The 21,102-nt window shown below is 58.2% G+C and carries 17 protein-coding genes, 6 tRNA genes and 1 other RNA gene; 8 read left to right on the top strand and 16 right to left on the bottom strand.

What is annotated here, in order from left to right:
* Positions 1-133: 133 nt before the first annotated feature.
* The 5 genes from C1Y42_RS06010 to C1Y42_RS06030 all read right to left on the bottom strand — a co-directional run bounded on the left by C1Y42_RS06010 (position 134) and on the right by C1Y42_RS06030 (position 704).
* Positions 134-270, bottom strand: a non-coding RNA gene (locus C1Y42_RS06010) — RtT sRNA.
* 44 nt (positions 271-314) lie between these two features.
* Positions 315-390 (bottom strand) — tRNA-Lys (locus tag C1Y42_RS06015).
* A gap of 4 nt (positions 391-394) precedes the next feature.
* Positions 395-470: transfer RNA gene (locus C1Y42_RS06020), tRNA-Val, on the bottom strand.
* 41 nt (positions 471-511) lie between these two features.
* Positions 512-587: transfer RNA gene (locus tag C1Y42_RS06025), tRNA-Val, on the bottom strand.
* A 41-nt stretch (positions 588-628) separates the two neighbouring features.
* A tRNA-Val gene (locus tag C1Y42_RS06030) sits at positions 629-704 on the bottom strand.
* A 273-nt stretch (positions 705-977) separates the two neighbouring features.
* Between C1Y42_RS06030 and gltX the strand changes: the two genes are divergently transcribed.
* Entirely contained in the window at positions 978-2,399 is a 1,422-nt protein-coding gene (gltX, locus tag C1Y42_RS06035; protein WP_058776541.1) for a glutamate--tRNA ligase, read from the top strand.
* An 83-nt stretch (positions 2,400-2,482) separates the two neighbouring features.
* On the opposite strand, the gene C1Y42_RS06040 is transcribed toward gltX, so the two are convergent.
* Both C1Y42_RS06040 and C1Y42_RS06045 read right to left on the bottom strand, forming a co-directional pair.
* Positions 2,483-2,836: a YfeC-like transcriptional regulator gene (locus C1Y42_RS06040; RefSeq protein WP_058758359.1), complete on the bottom strand. Its 354-nt coding sequence runs from the start codon at positions 2,834-2,836 to the stop codon at positions 2,483-2,485.
* A gap of 111 nt (positions 2,837-2,947) precedes the next feature.
* Positions 2,948-3,736, bottom strand: coding sequence for a formate/nitrite transporter family protein (locus C1Y42_RS06045; RefSeq protein ID WP_021508241.1), 789 nt, complete (start codon positions 3,734-3,736; stop codon positions 2,948-2,950).
* A gap of 361 nt (positions 3,737-4,097) precedes the next feature.
* Between C1Y42_RS06045 and C1Y42_RS06055 the strand changes: the two genes are divergently transcribed.
* Together C1Y42_RS06055 and C1Y42_RS06060 are read left to right on the top strand one after the other, a co-directional pair.
* A tRNA-Ala gene (locus C1Y42_RS06055) sits at positions 4,098-4,173 on the top strand.
* A gap of 44 nt (positions 4,174-4,217) precedes the next feature.
* A tRNA-Ala gene (locus C1Y42_RS06060) sits at positions 4,218-4,293 on the top strand.
* 125 nt (positions 4,294-4,418) lie between these two features.
* On the opposite strand, the gene C1Y42_RS06065 is transcribed toward C1Y42_RS06060, so the two are convergent.
* The 5 genes from C1Y42_RS06065 to C1Y42_RS06085 all read right to left on the bottom strand — a co-directional run bounded on the left by C1Y42_RS06065 (position 4,419) and on the right by C1Y42_RS06085 (position 10,069).
* Positions 4,419-6,035 carry a rhodanese homology domain-containing protein gene (locus C1Y42_RS06065; RefSeq protein WP_104093026.1) on the bottom strand — a complete coding sequence of 539 codons (1,617 nt, stop codon included), beginning with the start codon at positions 6,033-6,035 and terminating at the stop codon, positions 4,419-4,421.
* A complete protein-coding gene (locus C1Y42_RS06070) occupies positions 6,028-6,618 on the bottom strand; it encodes a cysteine dioxygenase (RefSeq protein WP_058776543.1) in 591 nt (196 codons plus the stop codon). Before C1Y42_RS06070 ends, C1Y42_RS06065 begins: the two co-directional genes overlap by 8 nt.
* Positions 6,615-7,598, bottom strand: coding sequence for an ABC transporter substrate-binding protein (locus C1Y42_RS06075; RefSeq protein ID WP_104093027.1), 984 nt, complete (start codon positions 7,596-7,598; stop codon positions 6,615-6,617). The genes C1Y42_RS06070 and C1Y42_RS06075 overlap by 4 nt, the downstream gene beginning before the upstream one ends.
* Positions 7,598-8,686: an LLM class flavin-dependent oxidoreductase gene (locus C1Y42_RS06080; RefSeq protein ID WP_021508245.1), complete on the bottom strand. Its 1,089-nt coding sequence runs from the start codon at positions 8,684-8,686 to the stop codon at positions 7,598-7,600. Before C1Y42_RS06080 ends, C1Y42_RS06075 begins: the two co-directional genes overlap by 1 nt.
* Before the next feature lie 192 nt (positions 8,687-8,878).
* Positions 8,879-10,069, bottom strand: coding sequence for a NupC/NupG family nucleoside CNT transporter (locus C1Y42_RS06085; protein ID WP_031279840.1), 1,191 nt, complete (start codon positions 10,067-10,069; stop codon positions 8,879-8,881).
* Between the two features lie 370 nt (positions 10,070-10,439).
* Between C1Y42_RS06085 and C1Y42_RS06090 the strand changes: the two genes are divergently transcribed.
* Positions 10,440-11,681 (top strand): Nramp family divalent metal transporter, encoded by a 1,242-nt coding sequence (locus C1Y42_RS06090; RefSeq protein ID WP_021508247.1) that lies wholly within the window; start codon positions 10,440-10,442, stop codon positions 11,679-11,681.
* A gap of 50 nt (positions 11,682-11,731) precedes the next feature.
* Here C1Y42_RS06090 and C1Y42_RS06095 read toward each other — a convergent pair whose 3' ends face one another.
* Positions 11,732-12,076, bottom strand: coding sequence for a DUF2502 domain-containing protein (locus C1Y42_RS06095; protein WP_059012163.1), 345 nt, complete (start codon positions 12,074-12,076; stop codon positions 11,732-11,734).
* A 157-nt stretch (positions 12,077-12,233) separates the two neighbouring features.
* Positions 12,234-13,223, bottom strand: a complete 990-nt coding sequence (locus tag C1Y42_RS06100; protein WP_104093028.1) for an aldo/keto reductase — start codon at positions 13,221-13,223, stop codon at positions 12,234-12,236.
* A 213-nt stretch (positions 13,224-13,436) separates the two neighbouring features.
* On the opposite strand from C1Y42_RS06100, the gene C1Y42_RS06105 reads away from it, so the two are divergent.
* Both C1Y42_RS06105 and glk read left to right on the top strand, forming a co-directional pair.
* Complete coding sequence (locus C1Y42_RS06105) at positions 13,437-15,098, top strand: alpha-keto acid decarboxylase family protein (RefSeq protein ID WP_104093029.1); 1,662 nt, start codon at positions 13,437-13,439, stop codon at positions 15,096-15,098.
* A gap of 154 nt (positions 15,099-15,252) precedes the next feature.
* Complete coding sequence (gene glk / locus C1Y42_RS06110; RefSeq protein WP_058781785.1) at positions 15,253-16,218, top strand: glucokinase; 966 nt, start codon at positions 15,253-15,255, stop codon at positions 16,216-16,218.
* A 35-nt stretch (positions 16,219-16,253) separates the two neighbouring features.
* Here glk and C1Y42_RS06115 read toward each other — a convergent pair whose 3' ends face one another.
* Positions 16,254-16,982: a LytTR family DNA-binding domain-containing protein gene (locus C1Y42_RS06115; protein WP_021508252.1), complete on the bottom strand. Its 729-nt coding sequence runs from the start codon at positions 16,980-16,982 to the stop codon at positions 16,254-16,256.
* Positions 16,979-18,670, bottom strand: coding sequence for a sensor histidine kinase (locus C1Y42_RS06120; protein ID WP_021508253.1), 1,692 nt, complete (start codon positions 18,668-18,670; stop codon positions 16,979-16,981). Before C1Y42_RS06120 ends, C1Y42_RS06115 begins: the two co-directional genes overlap by 4 nt.
* A 531-nt stretch (positions 18,671-19,201) precedes the next feature.
* Between C1Y42_RS06120 and C1Y42_RS06125 the strand changes: the two genes are divergently transcribed.
* Positions 19,202-19,726: a GNAT family N-acetyltransferase gene (locus C1Y42_RS06125; protein ID WP_031280018.1), complete on the top strand. Its 525-nt coding sequence runs from the start codon at positions 19,202-19,204 to the stop codon at positions 19,724-19,726.
* A 119-nt stretch (positions 19,727-19,845) separates the two neighbouring features.
* On the top strand, positions 19,846-21,081 hold the full coding sequence (alaC, locus tag C1Y42_RS06130) for an alanine transaminase (protein WP_058758368.1): 1,236 nt from the start codon (positions 19,846-19,848) through the stop codon (positions 21,079-21,081).
* The last annotated feature ends 21 nt before the right edge of the window (positions 21,082-21,102 follow it).

Here is a 21,102-nt window from a genome sequence, read left to right on the forward strand (position 1 = left end):
CGGGTGATGCTGGCGCATCAGCCTGAATCGCTCCCGGCGATTCAGTCGAACCTGCAGCAGGTTCTCATCCTGCACGTTCAGCATCGGCGCACAGAAACGAAAAAAGCGCCCTGAGGGCGCTCTTTTCGGGATTTGGTGGGTCGTGCAGGATATGCCTCGGCCCATCCGGGGCCTCGCCCTGCGGGTGATGCTGGCGCATCAGCCTGAATCGCTCCCGGCGATTCAGTCGAACCTGCAGCAGGTTCTCATCCTGCACGTTCAGCATCGGCGCACAGAAACGAAAAAAGCGCCCTGAGGGCGCTCTTTTCTGAATTTGGTGGGTCGTGCAGGATTCGAACCTGCGACCAATTGATTAAAAGTCAACTGCTCTACCAACTGAGCTAACGACCCGAAGTGGTGGGTGATGACGGGCTCGAACCGCCGACCCCCTCCTTGTAAGGGAGATGCTCTACCAACTGAGCTAATCACCCACTTCGGTACTGCTTAACAAGAGTGTCATCTGACTAAGATATGGTGGGTGATGACGGGCTCGAACCGCCGACCCCCTCCTTGTAAGGGAGATGCTCTACCAACTGAGCTAATCACCCATATCTTATCTCTTGTTCACTGCGGGCCATCTCATTAAGAGTGGTGGGTGATGACGGGCTCGAACCGCCGACCCCCTCCTTGTAAGGGAGATGCTCTACCAACTGAGCTAATCACCCCCGCTGTGTGGAGTCGCATTATAGGGATCCTTCGAAGTGAGTCAACGCTTTTTAAAACATAAATGTGCGTTCGCTTTAAATTTAGACATCATGCAGCGCTTTTAGCCAATGTGCTGGTTTTATTAGCAGAAAAACGCACTTCTGCCCGCGCCGCCAGCGTGACAGTGATTGAGGAATCAGCCTCACCTGCTAGAATATGCGCACTGTTTTTCCGCGTTAACCCGTTTTTTTGTCATCCAGACAACGAAACCTGCGCATTTAAGGCAATGCTGAATGAAAATCAAAACTCGCTTCGCACCCAGCCCGACGGGCTACCTGCACGTCGGTGGTGCGCGTACTGCGCTTTACTCATGGCTTTATGCTCGCCATAACCAGGGCGAATTCGTCCTGCGTATCGAAGATACCGACCTGGAGCGCTCCACGCCGGAAGCGATCGAAGCCATTATGGATGGGATGAACTGGCTCAATCTCGACTGGGATGAGGGCCCGTACTACCAGACCAAACGTTTCGACCGTTATAACGACGTTATCGACGAAATGCTGGAAGCCGGTACTGCTTATAAATGCTATTGCTCGAAAGAGCGTCTGGACGCGCTGCGTGAAGAGCAGATGGAAAAAGGCGAGAAGCCCCGTTATGACGGCCGCTGCCGCGACAGCCATGAACATCATGCTGCCGATGAGCCGTGCGTGGTGCGCTTCCGCAACCCGCAGGACGGTTCGGTGATTTTTGACGATCAGATTCGTGGTCCGATCGAATTCAGCAACCAGGAACTGGATGATCTGATCATCCGCCGTACCGACGGTTCACCGACCTACAACTTCTGTGTGGTGGTCGACGACTGGGATATGGGCATCACGCACGTTATTCGTGGTGAAGACCATATCAACAACACGCCGCGTCAGATCAACATCCTGAAAGCGATTGGTGCGGAAGTGCCAACTTATGCGCACGTATCCATGATCCTTGGCGATGACGGTAAAAAGCTGTCCAAGCGTCACGGCGCAGTGGGCGTCATGCAGTATCGCGACGACGGCTACCTGCCGGAAGCGCTGCTTAATTATCTGGTGCGCCTCGGCTGGTCACATGGCGATCAGGAGATTTTCAGCGTGGCGGAAATGACCGAACTGTTCACCCTCGATGCGGTGAGCAAATCGGCCAGCGCCTTCAACACCGAGAAACTGCAGTGGCTCAATCACCACTACATTAATACGCTGCCGCCGGAATATGTCGCGACCCAGCTGCAGTGGCACATCGAGCAGCAGAATATCGATACCCGCACCGGACCGGAGCTGGCGAAGCTGGTGACGCTGCTGGGTGAGCGCTGCAAAACGCTGGTCGAAATCGCCGCGTCCTGCCGCTACTTCTATGAAGAGTTTGACGCGTTTGATGCGGATGCAGCGAAAAAGCATCTGCGTCCGGTGGCGCGTCAGCCGCTGGAAGTGGTGCGCGACAAGCTGGCGGCCATCAGCGACAGCGACTGGAATGCGGAAAACGTGCATCACGCCATTCAGGCTGCTGCGGATGAACTTGAGCTCGGCATGGGCAAAGTCGGTATGCCGCTGCGCGTTGCCGTAACCGGTGCCGGTCAGTCGCCTGGACTCGACGTGACGGTGGAAGCCATCGGCCGCAGCCGCAGCGTGGCGCGTATCGAAAAAGCGCTGGCGTTCATCGCGGAGCGTGAAGCACAGGCCTGATTGAGCTGAACAGCGGCCTGTCAGGCTGCTGTGATGAGGCAGGCAACAAAAAAGCCGGAAGCATCTCACTGCTTCCGGCTTTTCTATTCTTCCTGGATTCCTAACCGCTGTAATACGCCCCTGATCCCTTCCCGCAATAACAGCGCCGCCAGTTGTTCCTGTTCGGTGGCCGTCATTTGCTGGACAGAATTTATTAATAACGCAGGTAACGTATTTTGCTGAGCGCCGTAATTCGCCGCCGGTTCGTTTGCATGGCGGGTGGACTGAATGAAGCTTTTGACACGCTCATCAATGTGGATTAATCGCGCCTTACCGCCCTGTACACCGGGCTTGGGCGTGGTCGTCCAGTTTTCACGCTTGATCCATTTATTCACCGTCTGCCGACTGTAGCCCGTTTCCAGCGCGAGCTCTTCGGGAGTGAGCCATTCCTTTTTCACGATGCTGTCCCTGTTAAATACATTAGCTCTACATATTACAACAAAACGTTACGGGGAAAAGTAATCAAGGCAGAAAATGCCTTTTGCTGTGCGACAAAAGGCAAAATCGGTTTACTGCGCTTCGCTGACCGCCGCCTGTGCCGGACGGAAGGCGAGGAAATAGGTGAGGCCGACAAAGATCGCACCGCCCACACCATTGCCTAAAAATACCGCAACCACGTTAGGTGCAAATTCTGCCCAGCTCATCTGACCGGCAAAAATTGCGGCAGGCACGATAAACATGTTGGCCACCACGTGCTGGAAACCGATTGCCACGAAGGCCATCACCGGGAACCACATGCCGAAGATTTTGCCGACCATATCTTTACTGGCGAAGGCCAGCCACACCGCCAGACACACCAGCCAGTTGCAGCCGATGCCGGAGATGAACGCGTGCATGAAATCGGCGTTCACTTTGGCATGGGCGATCGCCACGGTTTTCTTCAGATAGTCGCCTTCGGTCATGCCGAGCAGATGGCCGAAGAACCATGCTACCGCAACGCTGCCAATAAAATTGGCGATGGTGACCCAAAACCAGTTACGCAGCACGCTGAAACCGCTAATGCGGCGCGCGAACCAGGCAATGGGCAGCGTCATCATGTTGCCGGTCAGCAGTTCGCCACCCGCCAGCACGGTCAGAATCAGTCCGACCGGGAATACCGCCGCACCGAGGAAGCCGGCAAACGAGCCCCATTCAGCAGGCAGCTGGTTAATAACGTGCAGATCGAGCAGGAAGCCGGTGGCGATAAACGCGCCAGCCATAAAGCCAAGAATTAATAAGGTGGAAACCGGCAGACGGCTTTTAGCCACGCCGGCCTGAATCGCCAGTTGCGCGATCTCTTTAGGTGTATGCAGCGACATAGTTCACTTTTCTTTTATTAAACAAGGAGGACGTGCTGGCCGGTTAGCGAGTGAATACCCTGGACGGCTAACCGGTTAATTAGCGCGCTAAGTTTTACACGCACCATTAACGAAAACAAGCCTGACGCTAACATCTTTAACCTAAAGTTAACCTCGGCGTGGTGCACCGTTGAGGCGGCGTTGAGATAACGGCTGAGGGCAGGGATGACGAGTACGCGCTGCGCTGAAAAAAAAGCCACGGCGACACAGGGTTGCCGCCTTTTTCAGCGATCGCACGCAGAACGAGAATTTGCCGTTGACACTCAAACAGCGGTCTCATATTATGCCGTCCGTCGAGGTAACTCGGCGGTTTTTTCGGTACGGGGCTATAGCTCAGCTGGGAGAGCGCTTGCATGGCATGCAAGAGGTCAGCGGTTCGATCCCGCTTAGCTCCACCAAACCGCTCCCAACGGTTTGCACTGAAAAAACGAATTCCAGATGTGGGGGTATAGCTCAGCTGGGAGAGCGCTTGCATGGCATGCAAGAGGTCAGCGGTTCGATCCCGCTTATCTCCACCAATTCTCTGTTCGTTCAGAACAAACGTATTCACAACCCGATAATAATACTGCCCGTTTGCGCAGTGTGACGTTGCATTCGCCGACTGGCTGCGCGCAATGGCGCTGACCTGCAGCGCCTTTCCGTGTTAAACCGTTACGGCCTGTGGCTGCAGCTGCAGCACGCGAAAACCGTGGGTACCGTCGCGATCCAGTTGCGCCACCAGACCATATTCCCAGTCGAGATAGGCCTGCATCACGTCCGGTTCAATATCGGTGCCTTCGTATGGGCGGCGATAACGATCGATGGGCGGCGAGAGCAGGCGCTGCTCGCCCTGTTCGGTGGGCAGACCGGCGGCACGCCAGGCTGCATTGCCTCCCGCCAGCACCCGCACCGGTTTGCCGCTCAGCGTGGCAATTTGCTCCACGGCATAGCTGGCCAGCAGGCTGCTACCGCAGGTCAGCACATAGCGGCCAGCATCGGGCAGTAGTGCCTTGCCCTGCTGCTGCAGGGTGGAACGCAGCAGCCAGGCCGCACCGGGAATATGGCTGTTGCGGTAATTGGCGAGCGTGGTGAAATCCAGCACCTGCGTGTCGCCAGCCGCCAGCCACTCGGCCAGCTGCGCAGGGGAGATCGATTCCGGCGCAGCAACCGGCGCGACCTGCGGCTGCCAGCTACCGACAGCGCTGAAATCGCTGGCCTGCAATGCGTCAGGCACCGCCACCTGCCAGCCAAGCTGCGCCAGCCAGGAACCGGTCATATTGGCGCGGACACCGTCATCATCCACCAGCACGATACGCGCACCGCGCACGCTGGCGTAATGATCGGTCTCCTGTACCAGCTGGCCGCCCGCCACGTGGCGGCTGCCCGGCAGGTGACCGGCGGCGTACTCTTCGGCATCACGCACGTCAAACAGGTAGGTGGTGCGTGCTTCCTGCTGCCAGCGCGTCAGCGTCGCCAGAGGAATGCGTGTCACGCCAGCGCGATCGGCAATGGCGCGGGCCTGGCTCGCGGCCTGGCGTTGCGCGGTTTCGCTGGTGTTGCCATAGCGGCGGCTCTGCCCATGCTCCAGCGCATGACCGGCCAGCGTCCAGCCAATGGTGCCGTTGCGTAGCGCGAATACCGGATTACGAATACCGGCATTGACCAGCGACTGCGTGCCAATAATGCTGCGCGTGCGTCCGGCGCAATTCACAATCACTGTGGTGCGCGGTGAGGGGGCTAAATCGCGCACGCGCAGCACCAGTTCGCCGCCGGGTACGCTGGTGGCGCCCGGAATGCTCATGGTGTGATATTCATCAAAGCGCCGCGCATCCAGCACCACCACGTCGGCATCATTGCTAATCAGCGTCTGTACCTCATCGGCGGAGAGCGAAGGCGTGCGGGCATGATGTTCCACCAGTTCGCCAAACGCTTTGCTGGGTGAATTAACATCGATAAACAGCTCGCCGCCAGCCGCCTGCCAGCCGGCTAAATCATCGGCCAGTAGCGTGACCTGCTGATAACCCAGTGCGGCGAGACGTTCAGCGGCGGTCTGCGCCAGGCCTTCGCCGTTGTCATACAGCGTAATGGCGGTGTGACGTTGGGGAATGCGGTCCAGCAGCTCCAGCTCCAGCTTTGATAGCGGAATGTTGACGGCAAACAGCGGGTGCCCGGTGGCAAACAGCGCCTCATCACGCACGTCAATGATCGCCACTTCCTGTTGCTGACGCAGCGCTGTCAGCAGTTCCGCCGCCTGGCGAAACGGGAAAACCGGTTTAGTCATGTGAGAGGTCCCAAATGTTAGGTAGATAACGGTTGCTGTAACCGGAAATGAAGCGCTTTTCGTGGCCGTCGGCGGTGTAGACCGCGCGCTCAACCGCGCCGATATTTGCGCCATACACGTGGATACTGACAGAGACGCGATCGTCATAGGCGTTGCTGACGCGATGGATATCACCGACCGTCGGCGACACCGCCTCCACGCTGCCGGGCTCAAGCCGCACCGGCGCACCTTCTGCCTGTAAACCGTGCGGGCCCGGCTGCCACGATTGTGAAATCTCGGCGCCGCGCAGCATGCCAATCAGGCCCCAGACGCGGTGATCGTGAATCGGCGTCTGCTGACCCGGCCCCCAGACAAAACTCACCACGGAAAAGCGCTGCTGCGCATCGGCATATAGCAGATATTGCTGATAGTGCTGTGGATGGGGCTGGGTAAACGCCTCATCCAGCCAGTCATCGTGGCGAATCAGTTCGGCCAGCCAGCCGCTGCCCTGCCGCAAAATGGTCGCTTCGTCCGGCTGGCTGTCGAGCAGGGTGGCCAGCCGGGCGACGAAGGTGCGCAGGCGATGGTGCTGATAATCACTCATGATTTGTCTCCCGGCGCGTGCTGGGCGATGCGGTTAGCGGCGGCGGACAGACTGAAGTCAAACGCCTGGCTGACATCGACCTGTTTTGGCAACACCTGATAACGATGGAAAAAGTCGGCGGATTTCTGCAGCGTGGCAATCAGGTGCGTGTCAAACACCAGCGGGCGGATACGCGCATCGTCAATCCAGCTACGGGTAATGGCGGGGGGCATATTCAGGGTTTGGCTCAGCACGCCGGCGAATTCCTGCGGATGGTGTTGCGCCCAGATTTGCGCCTTCGCCAGTCGCGCCAGCAGGTCGGCAATCGCTTCCCGCTTGCCGGCGTCCTGCAACGCTTCATTGCGGGCCAGCGCGTAGGAGTAACCGGACATAATGCCTTTACCCCCGCCGTCCGGTACGCGCACCGTGCCGTCGATGGCGGTCGAAGTGGCGATATAGGGCTCCCACGGCGCCCAGGCCGCGACCGCACCGGACGTCAGCGCCGCGCGGCCATCCACCGGTCCGAGAAAGCGCAGCGTGACATCCTGCGTCGTCAGGCCCGCGCGCTCCAGCAGGCCAAGCAGCAGATAGTGTCCCCAGCCGCCGCGGTTGACCGCGATCTGCTTACCTTTTAAATCCTGCAGCCGGTGAATGCCGGCGTCGGGGCGGGTCAGCAGAGCAATGCTGTCCGGGTTATTTTGCCAGGCACCCACGGCTTTCACCGGCGCACCTGCCGCATAGACAAACAGAAACGGCAAATCGCCGGTAAAGCCAACGTCGAGCGCCCCGGCATTGAGCGCTTCCTGCACCGGCGCGCCGGAGTCAAAGGCGGTGAGCTTAAGATCGTAAGGCAGATTGTTCAGTTCGCCCGAGGCTTTCAGGGCGGCAAAACGATCGCCTTTCACATCGCCGAGGCGCAGCGTGACTTTATCGGCCGCCAGTAGCGGCTGGAGTGACGCGAAGGCCAGCGCAACACCGGCAAACAGAGCGGCGAGACGCATCAGGCGCTCCTTTTTTCAGTTGCGCTGAGCGCAGCCACTTTCTCACGCGTCAGCGGCAGCAGCTCACGGCCGTATTCCACCGCGTCATTCAGAGGGTCAAATCCGCGGATCAGCACGCTATGAATGCCGAGGCGATAGTAATCCAGCAGCGCCTCAGAAACCTGATCCGGCGTGCCGACCAGCGCGGTGGAGTTGTAGCCGCCCTGCACCAGTTTTGCCACGCCGGTCCACAGCACTTTGTCGTGGCGTTCGCTCTCATGCGCCGCCGCCAGCAGACGCTGCGCACCGACACTCTGCGGCTTCGGCAAACCAAAGGTATAGCCGGTCTCCGCCAGCTGCTTCTCTGCGGTGGCGCGGATATGTTCGGCACGCTCCCAGGCTTCTTTTTCGGTGTTACCCAGAATTGGCCGGAAGGAGATGTTAAACGCAATCTGGCGCCCCTGCGCGGCCGCCGCCGCACGCACATTACGTACCGTCTCGGCCGCGCCTTTTAACGGTTCGCCCCACAGCGCGAAGACATCGGCATGTCGCGCCGCCACGTCAATCGCCTCCGGTGACGATCCGCCGAAATAGATCGGCAGCTTATGTTGCAGCGGTTTAATGGCAGAGAAAGCCTGCTCAGCCTGGTAAAACCGGCCCTGATGATCGTAAGGCTGTGGCGACTCAAGGCTCTGTTTCAGCACGCTGAGAAATTCGTCGGTGCGCGCATAGCGTTCAGCCTTGCTGAGAAAATCACCGTCGCGGCGCTGTTCGCTGTCGCTGCCGCCGCTGATAATGTGCACGGCCAGGCGGCCGTCGGTGAGATGGTCGAGCGAAGCCAGCTTGCGGGCCGCCAGCGTGGGCGCGACAAACCCCGGACGGTGCGCCAGCAGGAATTTAATCTTCTGGGTATGCGCCGCTGCGTGAGCGGTGACCAGAAAGCCATCGGGTTGATCGGACCAGTAGCCGACAAGAATGCGATCGAAGCCGGCCGCTTCATGGGCGCGGGCAAAGCGGGCAATGTAATCTTTATCGAACAACGTGCCGGATGCGGGAATGATTTCTGAGGCAAGCCGGTGGCCAATCATGCCAAGGAACTGAATGCTCATGCGATTCTCCTGAGGTGAGGTCAGAAGGAAAAGCTACGGGCGCAGACGGCAACAACGGAAATTCGATATTGTGCAAAGGGTTTGCGGGAAACGGTGAAGCAGGGCGTGACGCGGCGGCAGGCTGACTGGCGCGGGATATAACGCTTAGGTATATAAAAGAAGAGAAGGGCGAGCCGCAGCCCGCCCTGTAGATCAGAAGCCCAGCACCAGACCGGCGATGGCGGCGGAAAGCACGCTCACCAGCGTCGAGCCGTACAGCAGTTTCAGGCCGAAACGTGATACCACGTTACCCTGCTCTTCATGCAGACCTTTGATCGCGCCTGCGACAATGCCGATGGAGGAGAAGTTGGCGAAGGAGACCAGGAACACCGACAGAATGCCTTCCGCATGCGGCGACAGCTGACCGGCGATTTTCTGCAGGTCCATCATTGCAACGAATTCGTTAGAAACCAGCTTGGTCGCCATGATGCTGCCCACCTGCAGCGCTTCGCTGGATGGTACGCCCATTACCCAGGCAAACGGATAGAACACATAGCCCAGCACGCCCTGGAAGCTGATGCCGAAGATGGTATCAAACAGCGCGTTGAGGCCGGAGATCAGCGCGATAAAGCCAATCAGCATCGCCGCAACGATAATCGCCACCTTGAAACCGGCCAGGATGTATTCACCCAGCATCTCAAAGAAGCTCTGACCTTTATGCAGATCCTGCAGCTGCAGGTCTTCTTCGCTGTCCACGCGGTACGGGTTAATCAGCGACAGCACGATAAAGGTACTGAACATGTTGAGCACCAGCGCGGCCACCACGTACTTTGGCTGCAGCATCGTCATGTATGCACCCACAATCGACATCGACACCGTCGACATCGCGGTGGCTGCCATGGTGTACATGCGGCGCTGTGACATTTTGCCAAGGATATCCTTATAGGCGATAAAGTTTTCTGACTGTCCCAGAATCAGAGAGCTGACGGCGTTAAAGGATTCCAGTTTGCCCATGCCGTTGATCTTCGACAGCACGGTACCGATAGCGCGAATCACCCACGGCAGGATGCGGAAATGCTGCAAAATACCGATCAGGGCTGAGATGAAGACGATAGGGCACAAAACATTGAGGAAGAAGAAGGCCAGACCTTTCTCGTTCATGTTACCGAACACGAAATTGGTGCCTTCTGCTGCATATTTGAGCAGATGATCAAACAGCCCGGCGAAACCTTTAACAAAACCGAGGCCTGCTTCGGAGTTAAGGAAGAACCACGCCAGCAGCACTTCAATCACCAGCAGCTGAACGATATAGCGAATCCGGATACTCTTACGATCGTGACTGACGAGTAACGCCAGCACGGCTACCACCACCAATGCTAAAAGGAAGTGCAAAATATGGGACATATCGGCTCCAAATTTGAGGAGGGTTGTATTTTGCTGCGTATTCTATGTAACGCGTTACTTAAAAACGAGATCAAAACCACAATATAAGTATTCGGTATCGCTTTATTTCTCGGATTAGTCTCACCGCTCACAACCTGTTTACAAATCGATCACAAGAAATATCCACAAAGAGATTGTCTATAATTTGACCCGGGAGTAGAGTGAAACCTGTTGCATAATTTTTAGCAAGCGCTAACTTTACCTTGTGGTATAGCAATGGCTATACTTTATAGCACCATCTATCAATGCGATAACTATAACCAAATTTCACTTGCCTTGAATGCCCCGTAAGCTGGATGGGTCAGACAAGCGTTAGGACAGGGTCAAAACTATGTCAGAAAGTCGCACCGCCGAGCGCGCCGCTCGCGGAGCCAGAAAGATCAAGCTCGCGCTGCTGGGACCGGCCTTCATCGCGGCCATTGGTTATATCGATCCCGGCAACTTTGCCACCAACATCCAGGCGGGGGCCGCGTACGGCTACAAACTGCTGTGGGTGGTGGTATGGGCCAACATTATGGCGATGTTGATCCAGCTGATGTCTGCCAAGCTGGGTATTGCCACCGGTAAAAACCTCGCCGAGCATATTCGCGATCGCTTCCCGCGCCCGGCGGTGTGGTTCTACTGGGTACAGGCGGAGATTATCGCCATGGCCACCGATCTGGCGGAATTCATCGGGGCTGCGCTCGGCTTTAAGCTGCTGCTCGGCATCTCGCTACTGCAGGGCGCGGTGTTAACCGGTATCGCCACGTTCCTGATCCTGATGCTGCAAAACCGTGGACAGAAGCCGCTGGAGCTGGTGATTGGCGGGCTGCTGCTGTTTGTCGCCGCCGCTTATATCGTTGAGCTGTTCTTCTCGCAGCCGCGCGTCAGCGATCTGGTGGTGGGCATGGCGCTGCCGAGCCTGCCTACTTCGGACGCGGTATTCCTCGCGGCTGGCGTACTGGGCGCGACCATTATGCCGCACGTCATTTATCTGCACTCGGCGCTGACGCAGTACGGTAATAAAGGCAGCAAGGCGGAGCGCTACTCCTCCACCAAGCTCGACGTGGCGATCGCCATGACCATTGCCGGTTTCGTTAACCTGGCGATGATGGCCACCGCAGCGGCCGCGTTTCACTTTAGCGGTCACACCAGCATTGTCGATCTCGACCAGGCCTATCTGACGCTGCAGCCGCTGCTGGGTCACGCGGCGGCGATTGTGTTCGGGCTGAGTCTGGTAGCGGCCGGCCTCTCTTCTACCGTGGTGGGCACGCTGGCCGGCCAGGTGGTGATGCAGGGCTTTATCCGCTTCCACATTCCGCTGTGGTTCCGTCGTACCATTACTATGCTGCCGTCCTTTATTGTTATCTGGGCGGGCTGGGATCCGACGCGCATTCTGGTGATGAGCCAGGTGCTGCTGAGCTTCGGTATTGCGCTGGCGCTGATTCCGCTGCTGTCGTTCACCGGGAACCGTGACATCATGGGCGATGAACTGGTGAACTCACGCCTGATGCAAAATGCCGGTCGGCTGATTGTGGTGCTGGTGGTGGCGCTGAATATCTATTTGCTGGTGGGCGAAGCGCTCGGCTGGTAAACAAATGACTGAATAAAAAAATCCCGGCTGCGTCTGCGCCGGGATTTTTTTTAATGGTGATGATGGTCGTGGCGGTCGTGCCGGTGATCGTGACGCCAGTGTTCGCGACGTTCGCGCTCGTGCCAGCGGCGCTCACGTTCACGCTCCCAGGCACGGTGGCGTTTCCACTCTTCGTGACGCCACCAGCGATGATCGTTGTACTGATAGCGATCGTGCCACCAGCGCGGTTCACGCCAGCGACCACCGTCCCAGTAGTAGCCGCGACGATCGCGATCGCCGAGATGCAGCGTGACGCCAGGGGCCAGATTGATGGTAGCGCTACTGGCTTCAGCTGTGTGCAGCGCCAGAGGGGATAACGTTGCCAGCAAAGCGGCAAACAAAATTGCACGTTTCATACTTTCTCCTCATCGATAGCATCGAGGCTACCGTGGCGCTAGTGTGCCATATCGGACCAGACACGCCTTGAGATTTAGTCTGAAAAAGTGTCAGCGAAAGGTTGTGCAGCGTTTTCTGCTAAAGACAGCGCCCGGAAAATTCCGGGCGGGTAAACGGTTACACCAGAATTTGCTCAATGGCAGCGATCTCGTCCGCGGTTAATTCAGGCTGGCTCAGCATGTCGACGGCATCGTCAATCTGCGCGGTTTTACTGGCGCCAATCAGCACCGACGTGACGCGCGTGTCGCGCAGCACCCAGCGCAGCGCCATTTGCGCCAGCTTTTGACCGCGCTGATGCGCCAGCGCCTGCAGCTGCTGCACTTTCGCCATCTTCTCTGGCGTCAGCTGGTTTTCGTTGAGGAATTTGCTGCCGCTGGCGATGCGCGAATCCTGCGGAATGCCCTGCAGATAGCGGTCGGTCAGCACGCCACCGGCCAGTGGTGAAAAAGCAATACAGCCGACGCCATTGTCACCCAGCACGTCCAGCAGACCCTGTTCCGGCGTGCGTTCGAACATCGAATAGCGCGGCTGGTGGATCAGGCAGGGGGTGCCGAGATCGCGCAGCATGGCGATAGCGGCGGCGGCTTTATCCGCCGGGTAGTTCGAAATCGCCGCGTACAGCGCTTTACCCTGACGCACCACCTGATCGAGCGCGCGCATGGTCTCTTCCAGCGGCGTTTCCGGATCCGGACGATGGTGATAAAAGATATCTACGTACTCCAGACCCATGCGCTTCAGGCTTTGATCGAGGCTGGAAATCAGGTACTTGCGTGAGCCCCAGTCGCCGTACGGACCGTCCCACATGGTGTAACCCGCTTTGGTGGAGATCACCAGCTCGTCGCGCAGGCCGTGAAAATCTTCGCGCAGAATGCGGCCAAAGTTGCTCTCCGCGGAACCGGGCGGCGGCCCGTAGTTATTGGCCAGATCAAAATGGGTAATACCGCGATCGAACGCGTAACGCAGCAGCGCGCGGCTGTTGTCGACGCGCGTGCTGTCGCCAAAGTTGTGCCATAGACCCAGCGAAATCGCCGGCAGCTTCAGGCCGCTGCGGCCGCTGCGGCGATACTGCATCTGGTGATAACGTTCGGCGTGGGGAAAAGTACTCATGCAGCGTTCCTGTCTCAGGTGGGAGAAAGTGGCATCAGCATAGCAGTGTATGCGTTTACACTGCGCCGTAACGCGGCAAAGATCGCAACTTACAGAATTTTCTGTCGTCGTAACGAATGCTTGCCATGCATGACAGCGCGATGATGGTGAAAATCTCGCCAGTTCAGCCACATCGCTAATACTCCTGATCATTCCCCCTCATAGGAGCGGTCGATGAACACTCTTAACGTTGGCGACTATTTACTGCATCGTTTGCACCAGGCGGGTATCCGCCATCTGTTCGGCGTACCCGGCGACTACAACCTGCAATTTCTCGACAGCGTCATTGACCATCCCGGTATTACCTGGGTCGGCTGCGCTAATGAACTCAATGCCGCCTATGCGGCCGATGGTTACGGTCGCTGCAACGGCGCGGCCGCGCTGCTGACCACCTTTGGCGTCGGTGAACTTAGTGCGATTAACGGCATCGCCGGCAGCTACGCCGAATATGTGCCGGTGATTCACATCGTCGGCGCTCCCGCCAGCCACGCCCAGCAGCAGGGCGACTGCGTGCATCATTCGCTCGGCGACGGCGATTTTGGCCATTTTCTGCGCATGGCCCAGGAAGTCAGTGCCGCCAGCGCGGTGCTGAGCGCCGACAACGCCGTGGCTGAAATTGATCGGGTCATCGCTGGCGCGCTGCAGCAGCACCGTCCGGGCTATCTGCTGCTGGCGGTGGATGTCGCCGCCGCCACGGTAACGCTGCCGTCAGCCAGCGCCAGCCCGGCACCGGCTGAAAACCGCGACGTGGCGCAGGCGTTTGCCGCAGCGGCGGAACACCTGCTGGCACCGGCGCAGCGCGTGGCGCTGCTGGCCGATTTTCTCGCTGCCCGCTGGCAGCTGCAGGCACCGCTGGCTGAGCTGCGTGCGCTGCGCGCCATTCCGGCTGCGACGCTACTGATGGGCAAGGGCGTGCTGGATGAGCAGCAACCGGGCTTCGTCGGCACCTACGCCGCCAGCGGCAGCCGCGAAACCGTGCGCGCGGCAATTGAAGATACCGATGTCACCCTGTGCGTCGGCGTGCGTTTTACCGACACCCTGACCGCCGGGTTTACCCAGCAGCTGTCGGCGCAGCGGGTGATTGATCTGCAGCCGTTTCATGCCAGCGTCGCCGGAGAAACCTTCGCACCGCTGAGCATGGCGCAGGCGCTGGCCGCGCTGCTGCCGGTTTATCAGCGCCACTGCGCGCACTGGGCCACGGGCGTGGCCGACATGCCGGACGATGCACCGCCCGCTGCTGCCGCCGTAATCAGTCAGCAGGCTTTCTGGCAGGCGATGCAGCGTTTCCTGCAGCCCGGTGATATTATCCTTGCCGATCAGGGCACGGCGGCGTTTGGCGCTGCCGCGCTGCGTTTACCGCATGATGCGCAGCTGCTGGTACAACCTTTATGGGGTTCCATTGGCTATACTTTACCCGCCACCTTTGGTGCCCAGACGGCGCAGCCCGACCGCCGCGTCATTCTGATCATCGGCGATGGATCGGCGCAGCTGACCATTCAGGAACTGGGATCGATCCAGCGCGACGGCTTAAGCCCGATCATTTTTCTGCTGAATAATGAGGGATACACTGTCGAACGCGCGATCCATGGAGCGGAACAGCGCTACAACGACATCGCGCAGTGGAACTGGACCGCGCTGCCGCAGGCGATGAGCCTGAATTGTGCGGCGCAGAGCTGGCGCATCAGTGAAACGGCGCAGCTCGACGCCGTGATGGCGCTGCTCAGCGAGGCGCGTTGCCTGTCACTGATTGAGGTGGTGATGGAGAAACAGGATTTGCCGCCGCTGCTGCGCACCGTCACGGCGGCGCTGCACCAGCGCAATAGCCACAAAGTTTAGGACAGTTGCCTCTGTACAGTTGGGCTGGCGACAGTCAGGCTGTGCGTCGCACTGAATGACCAACGCTCATCGTGCAAGGTGAGCGTTGTTGTTTTATTGGCAGGCTTTTATAGTGTCCTGCACTTGTTTATGACCCAAGCGGAGCAGCAGAAGAATGACAAAATACGCCCTGGTCGGCGATGTGGGCGGCACTAACGCTCGTCTCGCCTTGTGTGAGGTGGAGACCGGCGCCATCTCCCAGGCCAAAACATTCTCAACATCAGACTACGACAACCTTGAAGCAGTTATCCGTCACTATCTGGATGAGCAAAAACAGGACATTACCGACGGCTGCATCGCCATCGCCTGTCCGATCACCGGCGACTGGGTGGAGATGACCAACCATGACTGGGCCTTCTCAACGCGTCAGATGAAGGAAAGTCTGGGCTTTACTACGCTTGAAATCATTAACGATTTCACCGCGGTTTCCATGGCGATTCCGATGCTGACGGCGCAGGACGTCCTGCAGTTCGGCGGCAAATCGCCGGTGCAGGATAAACCGATTGCCATCTACGGTGCTGGCACCGGGCTCGGCGTCAGCCATCTGGTGCACGTTGATAAGCGCTGGGTCAGCCTGCCGGGTGAGGGCGGTCACGTTGACTTCGCGCCAAACAGCGAAGAAGAGGACGCGATTCTCGAAGTGCTGCGCGCCGAACTGGGTCACGTTTCTGCCGAGCGCGTGCTGTCGGGTTCCGGACTGGTTAACCTGTATCGCGCGATTGTGAAATCCGATCAGCGCGAGCCGGAAAACCTCAAGCCAAAAGATGTCACCGAGCGGGCACTGCAGGATAGCTGCATTGACTGCCGCCGCGCGCTGACACTGTTCTGCGTCATCATGGGACGGTTTGGCGGCAACCTGGCGCTGAACCTCGGCACCTTTGGCGGCGTCTACATTGCCGGTGGTATCGTGCCACGCTTCCTCGAGTTCTTTAAAGCGTCCGGCTTCCGCGCGGCGTTCGAAGACAAAGGCCGCTTCCGCGATTACCTCGTTGATATCCCGGTCTACATGATTACTCACGACCAGCCGGGCCTGCTTGGCGCCGGTGCCCATCTGCGCCAGGCGCTGGGGCGCGTGCTGTAATCTGACGGGCGAACGGCTTCCCGTGCCGTTCGCCTTCAAAGATGCATCAGCTGGCGAAACGCCTTCACCTTGCTGCGACTCACCGGCACCTGCGCATCCATATCGCGCAGCTTCACCAGATAGGTGTTGTTAAACCACGGTTCGATCTCGCCAATCTTGCTCAGATTCACGCAGTAGGAACGGTGGCAGCGAAAGAACATCGACTCAGGCAAACGGCTGCAAAACTCGCTGATCGCCATCGACATCACATAGGCTTCGCGCCGCGTGTAGACAAACGTCAGCTTCTCATGTGCTTCAACGTAATAGATATCGTTAATATCGGTCACGATAATGCGCTCATCTTTGACTAAATTCACCGTTTGCGGCGCGCTTGCTGCTGGATTGTGCTGCTGCGCCTGCTGCTGTTGTGCGCTGGCCTCCAGCTTGTTCAGCATGGTGATGATGCGCGACTCGTGATACGGCTTGAGGATGTAGTCAAACGCCTGCAGTTCGAAGGCCTCGACCGCGTGCTCTTTCCACGCGGTGATAAACACAATCAGCGGCTTATGGATAAACTGGTTGATGTTCTGCGCCAGCAACATGCCGTCCAGCGACGGGATGTTGATATCGAGAAAAATCACGTCCACCCGATGAGTCTGCAGATACTTCAGCACTTCCAGCCCATCATCAAAGCAGGCTTCGATGCTGATCTGGCTATGCTGCTGGATCATCCAGCTTAGCTCCTGCTGCGCCAGGAATTCGTCTTCGACAATAATGGCTTTCACGCTGAGGTTTCCGCTAACGGGGTGAGCGGGCCGGACAGCCGCTGACCACTTTTGCTGAGGGTAAAGGCGATTTCCGTACCGGGCTGATGACGGGTGATGGTTAAGCCATGGCCGGACAGCAGTTTCACCCGGTGATGCACATTCAGCAGGCCAATTTTGTTGCCCGGCATTTCGTTGCGCGCCACCCGGCTGACCACCTCTTCGCTGATGCCGGCACCGGTATCGCGCACCGCCACGCGCACGCGATCGCCCAGATCTTTCACGCTTAGCGTGACCACGCCTTTGCCGCGACAGGGCTGAATACCGTGCACGATGGCGTTCTCCACCAGCGGCTGAATCAGCAGGCTGGGCAGCGAAAAGTGCAGATCCTCATCGATGTCGTAAATCATCGACAGCTTGTCGCCAAATCTTGCCTGCTCAATGGCGATGTAATCTTTCACCTGCCACAGCTCTTTTTTGATGTCGATGGGTTCATCGTCGTTGAGTTCCAGGTTGTAACGCAGGTAGCGCGACAGATTAATCACCAGCTGGCGCGCCGTGTCCGGGTTCAGGCGAATTGATGAGGAGATGGCATTCAGCGCGTTAAACAGGAAGTGCGGGTTGATTTTGCTTTGCAGCGCGCGCAGTTCCGCTTTATTGGCCATCTCGCGTAACTGCTCGGCACGCGAGACTTCCAGCTGCGTCGAGATGATTTGCGACAGACCGACCGCCATCTCTTTCAGTGAACCGGTAATACGATGGGCGCGGCGATAGTAGATTTTCAGCGTGCCGGTCACTTCCCCTTTTTCCCAAAGGGGAATCACCAGCATTGAGTGAATATCTTTGGTGCGGTGTGCCTCATCATTATTCTTAATGATAATTTTACCGCTGGCGATCGCCTGCGCGGTGGTCGGACTGATGCCGTCGTCGCCGTTGTGGTAGTTCTGCTCGCCGTAGCCGACGTAAGCCAGAATCTGTTTGGTGTTAGTGATCGCCACCGCATCGGCATGGATGTCGCTGCGAATGATGGCGCACACTTTGCGCAGCGAGTCGCTATTAACCTGACGAAACAGCGGCAGGGTTTTGTTGGCAATCTCCAGCGCCAGTTTGGCCTGACGCGCGGCAATCGCCTCCTTTTCCCCTTCGACGCTCTGCACCAGCAGCACAATCAAACCAATGCTCGACGCGCCGAGAATCATCGGCAGCGCAATTTCCGACACGATGGTTAAACCGAGTGACATCGGTTTCGCCCACAGCACGATCAGCAGCATGGTCAGGCTTTCACACAGCATGCCGCCAAGGATGCCGGCGCGCCAGCGCTGCTCTTTGCTGACGAAGCGGTTGATGGCACCGGCGGCGATACCGGCGATGATGCTGGTAATCAGACAGGGCACCGAGGTGATGCCGTCGATATCAATCAGGAAGCGGTGCACGCCGGCAATCACACCGGTTGCAATGCCGACCCACGGCCCGAACAGAATGCCGCCTGCCATGACCGCAATCACCCGGACGTTGAGCAGTGAGCCGTCAACGTTGATGCCGGACCAGGTGCTGAACAGCGCAAACAGCGAGAAGATGGCGGTCACCACGGCTTTTTCGCCGATTGAGTGTTCATCTTTTTGCAGTAGCTGACGAAATACGCGGGTGCGGGTCAGGAAGAACAGGCAGATCAGCATCAGCGCGGCGCGGTCAAACACCGCCAGCAGCATGTCGAAATGGGAAGGCACGGTGTTCTCCGGAGCAGGCAAGGTTGCGGACATGATAAAAAATGTGATCGCGATCCGCCAGCGTCCCGGCAAGCTGCAGACGTTTCTCATAGCCTGGATCAATTTTTAAGGTGCGCGCTGCCGGTGCGCATCAATGCGCACCCTGTAAACACGTAGATGCACCGCAGGGGCGCCATTTATGGCGACCAGATACGAAGATGCGCACCCTGCAAGACCGCAGATGCACCGTAGGGGCGCCATTTATGGCGACCAGATATGAAGGTGCGCACTGCCGGTGCGCATCAATGCGCACCCTACAAGACCGCAGATGCACCGTAGGGGCGCCATTTATGGCGACCAGATCCGCCCGTAACACCCGCCCCTGAAGGGAGGCAAGGCAAATTATCCGCTATGAAACCTGAAAAGAGGAAATCCTGAGTGCCAAAAAGAGGATTGCTGAAAGCGTGCAGCGTTCACTGGTTGTCACGGATGCGGTTTGCTATGTTGCCGTAAGCACAACAGCGGAGCGTGGCCATGCAATTACTCACCCCTCGTTTGTCCCTCAGCCGGTTACAGCCGGAAGACTGGCAGATTTTCAAAGCGGTCCATGAAGATGCCGCGACCATGACCTGGGTGAGCGAGATCCCCGATGAAAACGACATCCGCCAGCGCTTTAACGAGCGGCTGGCACCGTGGCAACCCAGTAGTTTTCACATGCTGTGCCTGGTGGCGCGCCTGCGCGACAGCGGTGAAGCGATTGGCCTGTTTGGCTGCAGCGCCGAATGGCATCCGTATCGTCAGGCCGAAGTGGGTTACATGCTGCGCCACGCCTGTACCGGTCAGGGCTACGGCAGCGAAGCGTTGCAGGCATTGTGCACGTTCCTGCTGCAGGCCGATTTCCACAAACTCAAAGCGCTGGTGATTGAGGGCAACTGGCCGTCGCGGCGCATTCTGGAAAAGAACGGTTTCGCGCTGGAAGGCACGCTACGCGATAATTACCGCCTCAACGGCCAGTGGGTAAACGATTGGGTGTTTGGGCGCTTAAACGAAGCAGGCTAAGAAAATTTGCCGTCCCCCCTCGACAATATTGTTATCAGCGCGTTATGTTCTTGTTTCGGTCACCGCAGTGACCAGCGTCGCTCGGACGGTCCGGGCGCTAACGTAATCCAGAGGACATCATGGCTGATAACAGCACACCCCGTCGTTTCTCGCGTATTGAACGTCTGCCCCCCTATGTATTTAACATCACGGCTGAATTGAAGATGGCTGCGCGCCGGCGCGGCGAAGACATCATCGATTTTTCCATGGGCAACCCGGATGGCGCGACACCGCCGCACATCGTGGAAAAGCTCTGTCAGGTGGCACAGCGTGAAGACACGCACGGCTACTCTACCTCCAAAGGGATTCCGCGCCTGCGCCGCGCCATTTCGCGCTGGTACGCCGAGCGTTATCAGGTGGATATCGATCCGGAATCTGAAGCCATCGTTACCATCGGCTCGAAAGAGGGCCTGGCGCACCTGATGCTGGCGACGCTCGATCACGGCGACACCGTGCTGGTGCCCAATCCCAGCTACCCGATTCACATCTACGGTGCGGTGATCGCCGGCGCGCAGGTGCGCTCGGTACCGCTGGTCGCGGGCGTCGATTTCTTCAATGAGCTGGAACGCGCCATCCGTGAAAGCTACCCGAAACCGAAGATGATGATCCTCGGCTTTCCGTCCAACCCGACATCGCAGTGCGTGGAGCTGGACTTCTTCGAGCGCGTCATCGCGCTGGCGAAACAGTACAACGTGCTGGTCATCCATGATCTGGCCTACGCCGACATCACCTATGACGGCTGGAAAGCGCCGTCGATTATGCAGGTGCCGGGCGCGCGCGATGTGGCGGTGGAATTCTTTACCCTGTCAAAAAGCTACAACATGGCGGGCTGGCGCATCGGCTTTATGGTCGGCAACAAAGAGCTGGTGGCGGCACTGGCACGCATCAAAAGCTATCACGACTACGGCACCTTCACACCGCTGCAGGTGGCGGCGATTGCGGCACTGGAGGGCGATCAGCAGTGCGTGCGCGATATCGCCGAGCAGTATAAACGCCGGCGCGATGTACTGGTGAAAGGGCTGCATGAGGCAGGCTGGATGGTCGATCTGCCGAAAGCGTCCATGTACGTCTGGGCGAAAATCCCCGATCACTATGCGCATCTGGGCTCACTGGAATTTGCCAAGCTGCTGCTGCAGGAGGCGAAAGTGTGCGTCTCGCCGGGCATTGGCTTTGGTGACTACGGCGATACCCACGTGCGTTTTGCCCTGATTGAAAACAGCGATCGTATTCGTCAGGCGGTGCGTGGCATTAAAGCGATGTTCCGCGCCGACGGTATTTTGCCGGGAACGGTAAAAGCGGTGGAAGAAGCAGAGTAACTACAAATCGGGGCGACTGAG

Origin of the sequence: Pantoea sp. ICBG 985 (assembly GCF_002928365.1) — a bacterium.
Classification (GTDB): domain Bacteria; phylum Pseudomonadota; class Gammaproteobacteria; order Enterobacterales; family Enterobacteriaceae; genus Pantoea; species Pantoea dispersa.

What these genes read in the sequence shown, in the direction of transcription:
- C1Y42_RS06100 (WP_104093028.1), bottom strand. Translation starts at nt 13,223, where the DNA reads ATGAGTACTTTTCCCCACGCCGAACGTTATCACCAGATGCAGTATCGC.
- C1Y42_RS06075 (WP_104093027.1), bottom strand. Translation starts at nt 7,598, where the DNA reads ATGCGTCTCGCCGCTCTGTTTGCCGGTGTTGCGCTGGCCTTCGCGTCA.
- gltX (WP_058776541.1), top strand. Translation starts at nt 978, where the DNA reads ATGAAAATCAAAACTCGCTTCGCACCCAGCCCGACGGGCTACCTGCAC.
- glk (WP_058781785.1), top strand. Translation starts at nt 15,253, where the DNA reads ATGACAAAATACGCCCTGGTCGGCGATGTGGGCGGCACTAACGCTCGT.
- C1Y42_RS06045 (WP_021508241.1), bottom strand. Translation starts at nt 3,736, where the DNA reads ATGTCGCTGCATACACCTAAAGAGATCGCGCAACTGGCGATTCAGGCC.
- C1Y42_RS06085 (WP_031279840.1), bottom strand. Translation starts at nt 10,069, where the DNA reads ATGTCCCATATTTTGCACTTCCTTTTAGCATTGGTGGTGGTAGCCGTG.
- C1Y42_RS06095 (WP_059012163.1), bottom strand. Translation starts at nt 12,076, where the DNA reads ATGAAACGTGCAATTTTGTTTGCCGCTTTGCTGGCAACGTTATCCCCT.
- C1Y42_RS06105 (WP_104093029.1), top strand. Translation starts at nt 13,437, where the DNA reads ATGAACACTCTTAACGTTGGCGACTATTTACTGCATCGTTTGCACCAG.
- C1Y42_RS06080 (WP_021508245.1), bottom strand. Translation starts at nt 8,686, where the DNA reads ATGAGCATTCAGTTCCTTGGCATGATTGGCCACCGGCTTGCCTCAGAA.
- C1Y42_RS06065 (WP_104093026.1), bottom strand. Translation starts at nt 6,035, where the DNA reads ATGACTAAACCGGTTTTCCCGTTTCGCCAGGCGGCGGAACTGCTGACA.
- C1Y42_RS06070 (WP_058776543.1), bottom strand. Translation starts at nt 6,618, where the DNA reads ATGAGTGATTATCAGCACCATCGCCTGCGCACCTTCGTCGCCCGGCTG.
- C1Y42_RS06090 (WP_021508247.1), top strand. Translation starts at nt 10,440, where the DNA reads ATGTCAGAAAGTCGCACCGCCGAGCGCGCCGCTCGCGGAGCCAGAAAG.
- C1Y42_RS06125 (WP_031280018.1), top strand. Translation starts at nt 19,202, where the DNA reads ATGCAATTACTCACCCCTCGTTTGTCCCTCAGCCGGTTACAGCCGGAA.
- alaC (WP_058758368.1), top strand. Translation starts at nt 19,846, where the DNA reads ATGGCTGATAACAGCACACCCCGTCGTTTCTCGCGTATTGAACGTCTG.
- C1Y42_RS06120 (WP_021508253.1), bottom strand. Translation starts at nt 18,670, where the DNA reads ATGCTGCTGGCGGTGTTTGACCGCGCCGCGCTGATGCTGATCTGCCTG.